Source organism: Paenibacillus sambharensis, from assembly GCF_003233845.1.
Taxonomy (GTDB): domain Bacteria; phylum Bacillota; class Bacilli; order Paenibacillales; family Paenibacillaceae; genus Paenibacillus_I; species Paenibacillus_I sambharensis.
Map to the genome: position 1 here is coordinate 1 of NZ_QKRB01000035.1, position 14,552 is coordinate 14,552.

Sequence of the window (14,552 nt, forward strand, 5' to 3'; positions counted from 1 at the left end):
GTAACGGAGGCGCCCCAAGGTTCCCTCAGAATGGTTGGAAATCATTCGGAGAGTGCAAAGGCATAAGGGAGCTTGACTGCGAGACCTACAAGTCGAGCAGGGACGAAAGTCGGGCTTAGTGATCCGGTGGTACCGAATGGAAGGGCCATCGCTCAACGGATAAAAGCTACCCTGGGGATAACAGGCTTATCTCCCCCAAGAGTCCACATCGACGGGGAGGTTTGGCACCTCGATGTCGGCTCATCGCATCCTGGGGCTGAAGTAGGTCCCAAGGGTTGGGCTGTTCGCCCATTAAAGCGGTACGCGAGCTGGGTTCAGAACGTCGTGAGACAGTTCGGTCCCTATCTGTCGCGGGCGCAGGAAATTTGAGAGGAGCTGTCCTTAGTACGAGAGGACCGGGATGGACGTACCGCTGGTGTACCAGTTGTTCCGCCAGGAGCACCGCTGGGTAGCCAAGTACGGACGGGATAAGCGCTGAAAGCATCTAAGCGTGAAGCCCCCCTCAAGATGAGATTTCCCAATTCGTAAGACCCCTGGTAGACGACCAGGTTGATAGGTTCGGGGTGGAAGCGCAGCAATGCGTGCAGCTGACGAATACTAATCGGTCGAGGGCTTATCCTATTAAGAACAACAAACCAGCTAAGGTTCTATAACTTCATTCGCATCCGGTTTTCAGGGTGTAACACCCATAAGCAAGAGCGTTTGTCCGAGATATTGGGCAGGCGCTCTTTTTTGCATGCCTACGTTCATGAGTATTGTCGTTATTGTTGAGCATCCTATTGAAGAGAATAATCGGCGCAGCGGGATATTGAAGGAGGAGAGAATTCAATGAAGAAGCAGCAGACCACAGGACGGAACATGGGTCATCGGTCGACAACGGATACGGCCCGGGTTAAGGAAAGAATTGCAGAGGCAGATGAACATCGTAACCATGTCGAACAAGGTCTTCAGTGCGAGGAACCGCAGCCAGTAAGTAATGCCATCACCGAGGCTGCAAAAATTGGGCTGCACCTTGCTGCTGACCCGGAAGAGCATCACTAGAAATTTTTAACTGCACGGTTTTATCCATCAGCGAAGCTATAACGCTCCACCACAGATATTGGGTTTAAATCGTTCTAATCCTTCTATGGAAACAATAAATCTAGCCTTCCTCCACTGGAGAGAAGGTTTTCTTATTTTGGGCACATGAGGTGGCCGCTCAAATCTATAGTGAATTATTTCACATTTAGAACAGATTGATCATGTTATGATCGATACAGATAATAGAGAGCCGATGAGGCATACAGAGGATAGGCATAAGGAACCAAGCCAGGTGCTGAATGTACCGGATCAACTGGTAAGGAGGAGGAACCATGCTGGATACTTCGTTAGTAGCCGCTATGGCTATACGATTCATCATTGGCGGCGCTGCGGTTCTTGGATCTACATTAATAGCAAGGAAGCTTGGCGGCAGAATCGGCGGCATATTCGCGGCTTTTCCGGCCGTATATTTGGCAGCCTTGCTGACGATTAGAATGGATGCGTCGGGAGCAGAGCTCATTGACCAGTCCATCATGCTGTCGAAGGGTGCTCTAGTCGGGATGGGAATTAACAGCTTCGTGGCTCTTATGGCAGGTGTGCTGTGCATGAAGCAGGGCTGGAAGAAAGGCATTGCATTGTCTGTCGTATGCTGGCTTTCTGTATCGATGCTAATCGCGCTTTTCGCGCAATCTTATTCATAAGGAAGCGATAGGTATGAAAAGCAAGGATTTAATTCTTCGTTTTGTATTAGGCGGTTTGGCTGTAATGCTCAGTTATCTGGTGTCGGTTGTACTGCCCTGGAAGCTCTTGGCGGGAATGTTTGCAGCTTTCCCTGCGGTTATGGTGACTGCAGTTATGGTGGTGGGTCAGGAGAATGGATCAAGGAAAGCAGCCCAGATTGCTCAGGGTGCCTTCTACGGGATGCTTGGTTGCGCGGTATGTGTTTTAACGGTGCTAGTGTTCTTGAATTGGCGGCCATATTGGTGGCTTAGTATACTATTCGGTATTGTCTTATGGTTTGGAAGTGCGGTTGTCATAGCACGTATGAAGGATTGGGTAACCCAGCAGCATAAGCACAAAGCAGCAGCAGCGCCAGCGGCAGCCCGAGCAGCCGGAGACTTATAGTCTCCGGTTTTTCTTTTGCCTTTTGAAGCGGTAGAAGGGTAGGTATATAATGGGATTTATATACATCATGCTGTGACATACATACAAGTCAATAACTGAACCGGGAAGGAGTGCTTGCGCAAGTGGAGATCAGACAATTTCGCCAAGATGAATTTGATACCCAAATGGAACTGCTTCTGTATGCCTTTCAAGCTGAGCTTACTGAAGAGGAGAGGGAGGAGAACAGAAGCCAGTTTAAGCCGGAAGAGAATTGGGGAGCGTTCGAGGACGGCAAGCTGAAAGCCTCGCTGTCCCTACATCCCTTGGAGCTGTATGTCAATGGCGGGGTATACCGGATGGGAGGTGTGGCGTCTGTTGCCTCTTGGCCTGAGGAAAGACGTAAAGGCCTGGTTGCGATGCTGATGTCTCATGCTTTGGAAACGATGAAGAAGGAGGGGCAAACGATCTCCTGCCTACACCCGTTTTCGTTTTCCTTTTATCATAAATACGGATATGAAATGTACTGTGAATATAAGCGTTATGTGATTGAAACGGCATTCCTGCCGGAGCGCCAGCCGTACCAGGGCAGGATTGAACGCCGGAATGGTGATATTCCGCTGCTGGATGGGATCTACCGGCAATACGCTGTCCGGTATAACGGCATGCTGAAGCGTGACGAAAGCTGGTGGAAGGAGTCGGTATTTGACAGAAAGCCCGGACATGCGGCTGTTTACTATCGGGCGGATGGAGAGCCGGCCGGCTACATGCTATATGCAGTCAAGGACCGGGTGTTTACCGTACACGAATTCATACCGCTGGATGAAGAGGCGCGGACAGCGCTGTGGACCTTCATCAGCAATCATGACTCGATGATTGACCGCGTTGAGATGACTGTGCCGATTAACGATTATACCTCTTTTGTGGCAGGCAACCCGCGGTTTAAGCAGGAGATTATTCCTTACTTTATGGCGAGAGTTGTAGATGTGAAGCCTTTCCTGGAGCAGTATAAGCTTCAGGCAACCGGAGAGCTGCACGAATTCACTATCCAGCTGTCTGACCCCTACGCCCCCTGGAATGAGGGTACCTGGACAGTCAGGATATCCGCTGATGGAACAGCCTCCGTGCAGCCGTGTGACAAGATGGAGGCGCATACGCCGGATGCCAGCTGTGATATTCAGACGCTTACGGCGATGTTGCTTAGCTTTAAGCGCCCTTCTCTGCTCTCTCAGGCTGGCAGGTTATCAGCAGGTGAACAGACGATCCAGCTGCTGGAGCGGCTGATTCCTGACCGGACGACCTATTTAACGGATTTCTTCTAAAATTTTGGGGTTATCGTCTTCCATGGGGCTGATGCCGCTGCAGTTACCCAAAGCCTGCCAAACAATCAAAGTTTGGAAAACAGGGTAAGGGTAAGTATAAATCGCGGCGCATCCGCCCCAAGCTATTTAATGAACATCATGGATAACAGGCTTGACGACACGATAAAATTGCGTATAATTAAGTTAAAGTCAAAGAAAGTCAAAGTCAAGTGAGGCGAAGTTATGCAGTCCCGTAATTCTGCAGCAGCTTGGGGAGGTTGGTGATATGCGCAACATTTCCGATCTCATTGAGCAGTATCTTAAGCAGATGCTTCAGGAAAGCTCTGAAGGAGCCGTCGAAATTCAGCGTAATGAGCTGGCAGACAAGTTCTCATGCGTGCCCTCACAAATTAATTACGTGATCAGTACCCGGTTTACACTGGAGAAGGGCTATGTGGTGGAGAGCAAGCGCGGAGGCGGCGGATATATCCGTATCCAGCGAGTTGAGCTTCCGACGCTGAAGGTCATTCATACCCATATTCATCAGACGATTGGGGAGCAGGTTGACCAGACGGCGGCAGAAGGCCTGATTTATCAGCTGGAGGAAGCGGGTATTATTGCAAAGCGGGAGGCGAACCTGCTGAGAGCGGCTATTTGCCGTAATACGATTGCACTTAAGCTTCCCCAGCGTGACGAACTGCGGGCTAGGCTGCTGAAGGCTATGCTGATTTCCCTGTTGGCACGCTGATCATCGCTCGGTGCTTGGCATGACCGGGAGAAGGAGTGAGTATTCCAGATGCAATGTCAGGAGTGCGGAAAGAAGCCCGCCACACTTCATTTTACGAAGATTGTAAATGGGGAGAAGACCGAATTTCATATCTGTGAGGCATGCGCACGGGAGAAGGGTGAATTGATACCTGGTACGCCCGGCGGCTTCTCCATCCATAGTCTCTTGTCCGGACTGCTCGATTTTGAGCCGGCGGCTCAATCGGGACTTGGTCCCAAGCCCCAGACCATCCGCTGTGAGGAATGCGGTCTGACTTACAGCCAGTTCAGCAAGATTGGACGCTTTGGCTGCAGCTCCTGCTATCGTCATTTCTCAGGCAGGCTTGATCCGCTCTTCAAGCGTGTGCATGGCAACACAGTGCATGTGGGTAAAATCCCGCTGCGCAGCGGCCAGCAAATCCAGTCCAGGCGGGAGATTGAACAGCTCAAGCTGGAGCTTCAGGAGAAGATCTCGCATGAAGAGTTTGAGAGTGCGGCTCAGATCCGGGACCGGATCCGTGAGTTGGAGCGGCGATTAGCGGACGCTTAAGCGGAAGGGGGAGTAGTGCGTATGGAACGCCGACGTTTTGCGCAGGATGCGCTCAGCGAGTGGATGAAAACCAATGGGCCGGATTCGGAAATTGTCATCAGCAGCCGGATTCGGATCGCCCGCAATTTAAGCCGCCATCCCTTCCCGATGCTGGCGACAAACCAGCAGTCACGAGAAGTGATGGAGCAGCTGACAGGCGTTGCGCGGGATGAAAGGTTGGAATCTTTCGGAAGGTTTGATATTTTTATATTATCCGAGCTGAACGAGCTGGAGAAGAAAGTGCTGGTGGAGAAGCATCTCATCAGTCCCGGGCTTGCCAATGAGTCGAGGGGTGGAGCGCTGCTCCTGAATGATAAGGAGTCCGTCAGCATTATGATTAATGAGGAGGATCATCTCCGCATCCAGTGTTTGTACCCGGGCTTTCAGATCAAGGAAGCCTGGACGGTCGCCAGCCGGATTGATGATACATTTGAAGGTGCTGTGGATTTTGCCTTCGATGAGAAGCTCGGTTATCTGACCAGCTGTCCGACCAATGTCGGCACAGGAATAAGGGCTTCTGTCATGATGCATTTGCCTGCGCTGGTGCTGACCCAGCAGATCAACCGTATTCTGTCGGCAATTACCCAGGTGGGTTTGGCAGTAAGAGGTCTATACGGCGAAGGCAGCGAAGCAGTGGGCAACCTGTTCCAGATATCCAATCAGATTACGCTGGGACAATCGGAAGAAGAAATTATTGATAATCTGTATGGCGTGGCCCGCCAGATTATTGAGCATGAGAAGGCGGCGCGCGAGCGGCTGATGGCGGAATCCCGCGTTCGTGTGGAGGATCGCGTGAACCGGTCCTTCGGAATTTTGTCCCATGCCTCCATTATGGATTCCAAGGAAGCCGCCCAGCGGCTGTCGGATGTGAGGCTGGGTATTGACCTTGGCATTATTCAGGATGTGCCGCCCTGTGTCATGAATGAACTAATGGTGATGACGCAGCCCGGGTTTTTGCAGCAGGTGTTTGACGAGGTGCTGAACCCCGAGCAGCGTGACATACGCCGAGCGGAACTAATCCGCGGGCAGCTATTGAAATCGGAAAGCGGAGGTGTTTGAACATGATGTTTGGAAGATTTACGGAACGTGCGCAGAAGGTGCTTGCTCTTGCACAAGAGGAAGCGGTACGACTGGGTCATAACAACATTGGAACGGAGCATATCCTGCTCGGCTTGATCCGGGAAGGTGAAGGTATAGCGGCTAAAGCGCTGATCGGCCTCGGACTGGGTCTGGAGAAGATCCAGGATGAAGTGGAAACGCTGATCGGCCGCGGTCAGGAGCAGCCTACGAATATTGCCTATACGCCGCGTGCCAAGAAGGTTATCGAGCTCTCGATGGATGAGGCGCGCAAGCTGGGCCACACGTATGTCGGCACCGAGCATATCCTGCTTGGCCTCATTCGTGAAGGCGAAGGCGTAGCTGCACGCGTATTGAACAACCTGGGCATCAGCCTGAACAAGGCCCGCCAGCAGGTGCTTCAGCTGCTTGGCAGCAGCGAAGCAGTATCAAGCAGCCATGGCACGCCTGCGAATGTCAGCACACCGACCCTTGACGGTCTGGCCCGTGACCTGACAGCAAGCGCACGCGAGAGCCATCTTGACCCGGTTATCGGCCGCAGCAAGGAGATTGAGCGTGTAATTCAGGTGCTCTCCCGCCGGACGAAGAACAATCCGGTGCTGATTGGTGAACCAGGCGTTGGTAAGACAGCGATTGCTGAAGGCCTAGCCCAGAAGATTATTGCCAATGAAATTCCCGAAACCCTTCGTGACAAGCGCGTCATGACCCTGGATATGGGGTCTGTCGTAGCCGGAACGAAGTACCGCGGTGAGTTCGAGGATCGGCTGAAGAAGATCATGGATGAGATTCGCCAGGCCGGCAACATCATCCTCTTCATCGACGAGCTTCATACCTTGATTGGCGCGGGCGGCGCGGAAGGCGCGATTGATGCCTCCAACATTCTCAAGCCGGCTCTCGCGCGGGGAGAGCTGCAGTGTATCGGTGCGACCACGCTGGATGAATACCGCAAGTATATTGAGAAGGATGCCGCTCTTGAACGCCGGTTCCAGCCGATTACGGTTGATCAGCCGTCTGTTGAAGAAGCGATCCAGATTCTCAGCGGCCTGCGTGACCGTTATGAGGCGCATCACCGGGTGAAGATTACCGACGAGGCGATTGAACAGGCTGTTAAGCTGTCGGACCGCTATATTACCGACCGCTTCCTGCCGGATAAAGCGATTGACCTGATTGATGAAGCAGGCTCCAAGGTGAGACTGAATTCCTATACGGTACCGCCAAACCTCAAGCAGCTGGAGACGCGTCTGGATGACATCCGCAAGGAGAAGGATGCGGCTGTGCAGAGCCAGGAGTTCGAGAAGGCAGCAGCCCTGCGCGATACCGAGCAGAAGATGCGCGAAGAGCTGGATGTTACGAAGAACCAGTGGAAAGAAAAGCAGGGCCGCACGGACTCTGAAGTGACGCCTGAGGATATTGCTCAGGTAGTGGCAAGCTGGACGGGAATTCCGGTCAGCAAGCTGAAGGAAGAGGAGACGGAGCGCCTGCTGAAGATGGAGGAGATTCTGCATGACCGTGTCATCGGTCAGGATGAAGCGGTCAAAGCGGTAGCAAGAGCTATCCGCCGCGCCCGTGCAGGTCTTAAGGATCCGAAGCGCCCAATGGGCTCGTTCATCTTCCTTGGTCCTACAGGTGTTGGTAAAACCGAGCTGGCCCGCGCTCTGGCGGAGGCGATGTTTGGTGATGAACAGGCTGTTATCCGGATTGATATGTCCGAGTACATGGAGAAGCATTCGACGTCCAGACTGGTCGGAGCGCCTCCGGGATATGTTGGCTATGAAGAAGGCGGCCAGCTGACCGAGAAGGTCCGCCGCAAGCCGTATTCGGTTGTTCTGCTTGACGAGATTGAGAAGGCTCATCCGGAAGTGTTCAACATTCTGCTGCAAGTGTTGGAAGACGGCCGTCTAACTGATTCCAAAGGCCGCGTTGTTGATTTCCGCAACACGCTGATTATTATGACTTCCAATGTGGGTGCTGATCAGATCAAGCGGAATTCCACGCTTGGCTTTACGGCTGCACAGGATGCAGGCAGAGAGTTTAACCAAATGAAGGACAAAGTCATGGCCGAGCTGAAGAAGAACTTCCGTCCGGAGTTCATCAACCGGATCGACGAGACGATTGTGTTCCATTCACTTGAGCAGGAGCATATCGCCCAGATCGTGACGCTGATGTCCGAGGAGCTTCGCAAGCGTCTGCGTGAGCAGGAGGTTGACTTCACTCTCACAGACACTGCCAAAGAATTTTTGGCGAAGGAAGGCTTTGATCCGCAGTATGGTGCGAGACCGCTTCGCCGCGCGATCCAGAAGCACATCGAGGACCGTCTGTCCGAGGATCTGCTGATGGGCAAAATCTCCAAAGGCGATACGCTGGTCATTGATGAGCGTGAGGGTACGCTGGTCGTAGAGCCGGCTGGCGCATCATCGGAGGAGCCGGCAGGCAAGAAGTAAGAAGTTAGCCGGACCACCAGCAGATTGCATATAACCATAGACAGCCGTCTCCGCAGCTTTAGCTGCCGGGGGCGGCTTTTTGCATACCGGAACTCAGCCCAATTTGTACACGATGGAGATCATTGGTAAACTGAAGCCATACGCTTCAGAGGAGGAATGAAGATGATTCTTGTAACCAATACGATCAAAATCAAAGCCGGTCACGCGGATGCAGTGGCCGAGCGGTTCATGAACCCGAAGGGAGTGCAGCATGCGCCTGGGTTTGTCCGGATGGAGCTGCTGAAGACGGAAGGTACAGAGGAGCATGACGAGCTCAAGGTTTGCACCACTTGGGAGAGCCGGGAGGCATTTGACGGCTGGGTCAACAGCGATGCGTTCAAGGAAGCCCATGGCCGCAAGGGCGGGGCATCTGCGCAGGGAGGCGGCCAGCATGGCCGGCCCGCTTCTGAAGGACAAGCCGAGCAGGCGGGTGAAGGCCCGATTATGCTGGGGGCCAAGCTGACAATCCATCAGGTGCTGTTCACGCACCCGCAGGAGAAGGCATAAGCTGGAGAAGTGTCAGCCCGACTGTTAGCTGAATTAGAAGAACCTCATGCAAGCCGTAAACGTGCCGAAACGTCAGGACGTTTGCGGCTTTTTTGCATGCCCAGAAAATTTGATGGCCCGATAAACCCTGGATAACATAAGGCTAACAAACCTTCTCTATAATTTGCCCTTGTACATAGATTCTATAGAGGAGACGATGCAGCTATGAAATTCAAGACACTGCTGGCTGGCTTGATGGTCATCGTGGCATTGAGCGGATGCGGCGGAAACCAGACGGGAACGACGAATACGGCGGAGAATGCTGGAGGAGATACGAGTACAACAGGAGCAGCCGCTTCGAATAATGGACAAGCTGGTGAAACGGAAGCTTCCGGAGTCAGCGGCAAGCTGGCGTTCTACACTTCGCAGCCTGAAGAGGATGTCACGAAGCTTGTGGACGCTTTTAACAGCCGATATCCGGATGTTGAAGTGGAGACCTTCCGTTCAGGAACAGAAGAAGTCATTGCTAAGGTAATGGCCGAGAAGCAAGCGGGCAAGGTTCAGGCCGATGTGCTGCTGGTCGCCGATGCGGTTACCTTCGAAGGCTTGAAGAAAGCCGATATGCTGCTGAAATATGAATCTCCGGAGCGCGCGAGTATTCCGGAGGAGATGGCTGACCCGGACGGCATGTATACTGGTACCAAAGTGATGGCAACAGCTCTCGTATATAACACAGCAGCGGTACAGGAGGCCCCTGTTTCCTGGTCCGTGCTAACGGCGCCGGAGAATAAGGATCAAGCGATTATGCCAAGCCCGGTTTATTCCGGTGCTGCGGCCTACAATGTGGGCGTTCTCTCCCGCAGTGAAGACTTCGGATGGAGCTTCTTCGAACAGCTGAAGGAGAATGGTATGACCGTCATTAAAGGCAACGGTGCGGTGATCAAGGCGGTAGCAGCCGGTGAAAAATCATACGGCATGGTCGTGGATTTCCTGGCAGTCAGGGAAAAGCAAAAGGGATCTCCGGTGGAGCTGGTTTACCCTGAAGAAGGCGTGCCGGTCATAACCGAGCCGATCGGTATTATGAAGGAGACGAAGAACGAGGCTGCTGCACAGGCCTTTGTCGACTTTGTTTTGTCAGAAGAGGGGCAGAAGCTGGCGGCTGAAACGGGGTACACACCGGTTCGTGAAGGAATCGCAGCACCAGAGGGCCTGAAGACTGTCAGCGAGATGAAGGTTCTGTCCGGGGACATTGCGGTGCTCACTGAAGCCCGTGAAGAGGACAAGAAGGCGTTCATCAGTCTCTTTGGGGAATAAGAAGGGATCTGCAGATGAGTTCGATACCGACACGAGCAAACCAGAAACAAGGGATCGGCCGGATTGATGGCGGTCCCTCTCTTTATATCCGTATGGCCCTGCGAAAAACGTGGCTCTTCGTCCTGCTGCTGATCCTGCTGTTCTGCTTCATTATTCCGCTGTTCAAGCTGATTCTGCTGAGCTTTGAGGGACAGGGCAGTCTCGGGCTGAGTTCATACATGGATGTGATGAACGAGCCGCGCACGTGGAAGACGCTTAAGGATACCCTGTGGATTGTGGCCGGATCTACACTCGTGTCTGCTGTCTGTGGAATCGGAGCGGCTTGGGTGATGGCCTATACCGATATCCGCGGCAAACAGGCGCTGCATCTGGTGATGCTGCTGTCTTTTATCCTGCCCTCCTATGTGCTGACCCTGTCATGGGCTTCCTTTCTGGGCAATCAGGGACTTGCAGCCCAGCTGCTTCGCCTGTTCGATCCGGGTGCCAAGCCCTTCAGCATCTACAGCTATGGCGGCATTATCTTTGTGATGGGGATTCATCATTTCCCCTTGGTATACCTGCTGACCCTGAGTGTGCTGAAGAAAATCCCCCGAGATCTGGAATGGGCAGGCAGAGTAAGCGGCACAGGCCGCTGGAAGGTTTTCTTTCGCATAACACTGCCGCTGGCGATGCCGGGACTGGCAGGGGGCACGCTGCTTGCATTCCTGGCCTCCCTGGACAACTTTGGTATTCCCGCCTTTCTGGGAATACCCGTAGGGATCTCGGTATTGAGTACACTGATCTATGAAGAAATCGCCGGGTTTGGCCCTTCAGCCTTCTCGCGTGCAGCTGTCTTATCCATGCTGCTGGGGCTGCTGGCGCTGGGAGGCACCCTGGTGCAGTGGGCGGCGGTAAGACGTGTTCGTACGGGAGAGTCGGCCAAGGAGGATGACAGGCCCAGAATCAGGCTGGGCAGATACAGAGGAATGCTGGAAGTCATTCTGTGGGGCGGCTTTGCAGTGATCACCTTCGTGCCGCTTCTGTCGATGGCAGCGACCTCACTGAAGCGGGCATATGGGCTTCCCTTCACGTGGAGCAATATGACATTCGCTAACTACAGGTATGTCCTGCTTGATAATCCGCGGGTGGGAGAAGCGGTGGAAACCAGCCTCACGCTTGCTCTGGTGACGCTTGTGAGCTGTCTGTTGGCCGGTACTGCGCTTGCTTATGCCTCGGTGCGCCGTCCATCCTGGATCACCAGGCTGGCGGAGTCGGCTGTAAGTATCCCGTATACGCTGCCGGGCATCGTATTTGGCCTCATGATGATTTTGGCGTGGATGGAGCCGGTGCCAGGATGGAATCCGGGTATTTACGGCAGTGCGGGCATTCTGCTGATCGCGTACTTCTGCCGTTTTCTTATTCTCCAGGTAAGGGCTTCGGTATCGGCAATCATGCAGGTAGACCCGGCAACAGAGGAAGCCTCAAGGATGTTTGGGGCGGGCTCATGGAAGCTGTGGCGGTACGTCCTTCTCCCACAGCTTCTGCCGGGACTGGCTGGAGGCGCGCTGCTCGTATTCCTGACGGCTCTGACGGAGCTGACGGTATCTGCACTGTTGTGGTCACCAGGCAGCCGGACGATCGGCGTGACGATCTTTAATTTTGAGCAGGCAGGCGACACCGCCTATTCAACGGCCTTGTCGAGCCTGATTGTACTGCTGATACTGATCGGATTCGGAATGCTGCAGCTGGTTAAGCGGTTCAGCGGAAGACGGGAGGAAAATTCATAATGAGTATTCAAATCACCGGTGTCACCAAACGCTTCGGCCGAACCGAGGTGCTCCAGAATATTAGCCTGACCATTGAGTCCGGCGAGTTTATGGCCATTCTAGGCCCTTCAGGCTGCGGGAAAACTACGCTGCTGCGGCTGCTTGCCGGCTTCGAGGAGCCGACAGAAGGCGAAATCGTCCTAAACGGAAAACGCATGTCCGCACCAGGATGGACCATGCCCCCTGAGCAGCGCCTCGTTGGTATGGTGTTCCAATCCTTCGCCCTATGGCCGCATCTGTCGGTCCGTGAGCATGTGGCATTCCCGCTCAAGCATCATAGAGGTGTATCGGCAGCGCTTCGGCAGCGGGTGAACGAACGCGTGGCAGAGGTGCTGGAGCTGGTTGGCCTGGCCCATCTGGCCAACCGGCAGCCTCATCAGCTGTCGGGCGGCCAGAAGCAGCGTGTGGCGCTGGCAAGGGCAATTGCCGCCGAACCGGAGCTGCTGTTGATGGATGAGCCGCTCAGCAGCCTTGATGCTATGCTGCGAATGGACATGCGGCGCGAAATTCAGAATATTCACCACACCACCGGCGCGGCGATCGTCTATGTCACTCATGATCAAGGGGAGGCGCTTGCGATGGCAGACCGTATCGTGGTGATGAACGGAGGCCGCATGGAGCAAGTCGGTACGCCGGAGCAGATTTATCTGCACCCGGAGACAGAATTTGTTGCCCGGTTCGTATCCAAGGCGAACCTGATACCTGGCATCTGGCAGGGAAGCCGTTTTGTGCCGAAGGGTGCGGGCTGCCGATGGGACGGCCGCCACGTGGCACAGTCCTTTCAATCATCGAAGCTGTTTCCAGCAAGGCCAGACGAGCTTAAGCTTGGGGCTCATGAACAGGAAGGGGCGGAACCCGGACTGCTGGCTGAGATCATCAATGTGCAGTTCCAGGGCAAGGAATATCATTACATTGTGAAGACGGACGGCAATCTGATGCTTGACGTTCATGCCGATGAGCGGTTTGGCAGGGGGGAGAGGGTAACGGTCACCTACCGTGAACAATCCGGTCACCGTATACCGGCCGTCCGTAATTTTGCCGTTCAGTACCAGGCGTGATCAGCGGGATCAGGGGAGTTTACTGAGGGAGAAATCGTTCTATAGGCCGCTTGCACAACCGGAAACGGTTAGTGCAGGCGGTTTTTTGTTAAATTCTCGAACAGATATTCGTTCAGGGGTTTTATCGGCGGGCGGGAAATGGTAAACTTTGAATGATACGTAATCGGTTAAAGGAGCGGCTGATGGCCAAATTAAAAATAAAGTTTGTTTGCACAGAGTGTGGTACGGAGTCGCCGAAATGGCTGGGTAAATGCCCAGGCTGCGGTGCATGGAACACAATGGTGGAAGAGAAGGAAACAGTAGTTAAGACACAGGGATTCGGTTCCTCCATCATTCAGACGAAAGAAAAGCCGCAGGCTATCATAAACATAGAGAGCGGGCGGGAACCGCGTATCGAGACCCGAATGGGTGAGCTCAATCGTGTACTCGGGGGCGGCGTCGTTCCAGGATCACTGATTCTGGTGGGGGGAGACCCCGGCATCGGGAAGTCCACGCTGCTGCTGCAGACCTCTCATGCCCTTGCGGTAACAGGGCTCACCGTGCTTTATATATCCGGCGAGGAATCGGTCCGGCAGACCAAGATGCGCGCAGACCGGCTGGGGGCTTTGACCGATAAGCTATATGTGCTCTGCGAGACGAACATTGAACAGATCGGCGATGCCATTGAGGCTGTCAAGCCCGATTTTCTGGTCATTGACTCTATACAGACGGTCTATGAGCCGTCGGTTCAGTCAGCGCCGGGCAGTGTCGCGCAGGTGCGCGAATGTACGGCGTATTTTATGCGGCTGGCCAAGATTAAGGGAATCGCTACGGTGCTGGTCGGTCACGTAACCAAGGAAGGGGCAATTGCGGGCCCCAGACTCCTTGAGCATATGGTGGACTGTGTGCTTTATTTTGAAGGGGAACGCCATCATTCCTACCGGCTGCTGCGGGCGGTGAAGAACCGCTTTGGCTCCACGAATGAGATCGGGATTTTTGAGATGGGGGAGGAAGGACTCCGCGAGGTGGAGAACCCCTCGGAGTTATTCCTGTCGGAAAGGCCGCTTGGCGTATCCGGGTCAACCGTTGTCGCCAGTATGGAGGGCACACGCCCGGTACTAGTAGAGCTTCAGGCTCTGGTCGCTGCGACCAACTTTCCCTCTCCGAGGCGCATGTCCACGGGTATTGACCATCACCGTATGTCCTTGATTCTGGCTGTTCTGGAGAAGCGGATGGGTATGTTCCTGCAGAACCAGGACGCTTATCTGAATGTCGCAGGGGGGGTCAAGCTGGATGAACCAGCTGTTGATCTAGCTGCAGCCGTCAGTATTGCCTCAAGCTTTAGAGATGCACCTACCCGCCCCTTTGATGTATTCTTCGGTGAGGTGGGACTAACAGGAGAAGTGCGCGCGGTGTCCCGTGCAGAGCAGCGGGTGAAGGAAGCCGGCAAGCTGGGCTTCAAGAGGGTTATTATGCCTGAGAAGAGCCTGAAAGGCTGGACACCGCCGAAGGGAATCGAAATAATCGGCGTAGGAACGGTGGCGGAAGCCTTGCAGGCTGCGCTTGGCTAGGGGGGC

At 54.0% G+C, this 14,552-nt stretch carries 13 protein-coding genes and 1 rRNA gene; all 14 read left to right on the plus strand.

All coding sequences use genetic code 11. The features are described from left to right. Window positions 1-621: ribosomal RNA gene (locus DNH61_RS05035) — 23S ribosomal RNA — on the plus strand; the annotation flags it as partial. A 207-nt stretch (window positions 622-828) separates the two neighbouring features. After that, window positions 829-1,041, plus strand: a complete 213-nt coding sequence (locus tag DNH61_RS05040) for a hypothetical protein (protein ID WP_111145587.1) — start codon at window positions 829-831, stop codon at window positions 1,039-1,041. 311 nt (window positions 1,042-1,352) lie between these two features. Further along, a complete protein-coding gene (locus DNH61_RS05045; RefSeq protein WP_111145588.1) occupies window positions 1,353-1,721 on the plus strand; it encodes a DUF3147 family protein in 369 nt (122 codons plus the stop codon). Between the two features lie 13 nt (window positions 1,722-1,734). After that, window positions 1,735-2,145, plus strand: coding sequence for a DUF3147 family protein (locus DNH61_RS05050; protein WP_111145589.1), 411 nt, complete (start codon window positions 1,735-1,737; stop codon window positions 2,143-2,145). 122 nt (window positions 2,146-2,267) lie between these two features. Then, complete coding sequence (locus DNH61_RS05055; protein WP_245947949.1) at window positions 2,268-3,443, plus strand: GNAT family N-acetyltransferase; 1,176 nt, start codon at window positions 2,268-2,270, stop codon at window positions 3,441-3,443. 265 nt (window positions 3,444-3,708) lie between these two features. Continuing rightward, on the plus strand, window positions 3,709-4,170 hold the full coding sequence (locus tag DNH61_RS05060; RefSeq protein WP_111145591.1) for a CtsR family transcriptional regulator: 462 nt from the start codon (window positions 3,709-3,711) through the stop codon (window positions 4,168-4,170). A 48-nt stretch (window positions 4,171-4,218) separates the two neighbouring features. After that, window positions 4,219-4,737 (plus strand): protein-arginine kinase activator protein McsA, encoded by a 519-nt coding sequence (mcsA, locus tag DNH61_RS05065; protein ID WP_111145592.1) that lies wholly within the window; start codon window positions 4,219-4,221, stop codon window positions 4,735-4,737. A gap of 21 nt (window positions 4,738-4,758) precedes the next feature. Then, window positions 4,759-5,835 (plus strand): protein-arginine kinase McsB, encoded by a 1,077-nt coding sequence (gene mcsB, locus DNH61_RS05070; RefSeq protein ID WP_111145593.1) that lies wholly within the window; start codon window positions 4,759-4,761, stop codon window positions 5,833-5,835. Window positions 5,836-5,837: 2 nt separating this feature from the next. Beyond that, window positions 5,838-8,294 (plus strand): ATP-dependent protease ATP-binding subunit ClpC, encoded by a 2,457-nt coding sequence (gene clpC, locus DNH61_RS05075; protein ID WP_111145594.1) that lies wholly within the window; start codon window positions 5,838-5,840, stop codon window positions 8,292-8,294. Between the two features lie 162 nt (window positions 8,295-8,456). Next, complete coding sequence (locus DNH61_RS05080) at window positions 8,457-8,840, plus strand: antibiotic biosynthesis monooxygenase (protein ID WP_111145595.1); 384 nt, start codon at window positions 8,457-8,459, stop codon at window positions 8,838-8,840. A 204-nt stretch (window positions 8,841-9,044) separates the two neighbouring features. Beyond that, window positions 9,045-10,133, plus strand: coding sequence for an ABC transporter substrate-binding protein (locus DNH61_RS05085; RefSeq protein WP_111145596.1), 1,089 nt, complete (start codon window positions 9,045-9,047; stop codon window positions 10,131-10,133). Window positions 10,134-10,147: 14 nt separating this feature from the next. Then, on the plus strand, window positions 10,148-11,899 hold the full coding sequence (locus DNH61_RS05090) for an ABC transporter permease (protein ID WP_245947951.1): 1,752 nt from the start codon (window positions 10,148-10,150) through the stop codon (window positions 11,897-11,899). Then, window positions 11,899-12,996 carry an ABC transporter ATP-binding protein gene (locus tag DNH61_RS05095; RefSeq protein ID WP_111145597.1) on the plus strand — a complete coding sequence of 366 codons (1,098 nt, stop codon included), beginning with the start codon at window positions 11,899-11,901 and terminating at the stop codon, window positions 12,994-12,996. The genes DNH61_RS05090 and DNH61_RS05095 overlap by 1 nt, the downstream gene beginning before the upstream one ends. Before the next feature lie 182 nt (window positions 12,997-13,178). Further along, window positions 13,179-14,546, plus strand: coding sequence for a DNA repair protein RadA (gene radA / locus DNH61_RS05100; protein ID WP_111145598.1), 1,368 nt, complete (start codon window positions 13,179-13,181; stop codon window positions 14,544-14,546). The last annotated feature ends 6 nt before the right edge of the window (window positions 14,547-14,552 follow it).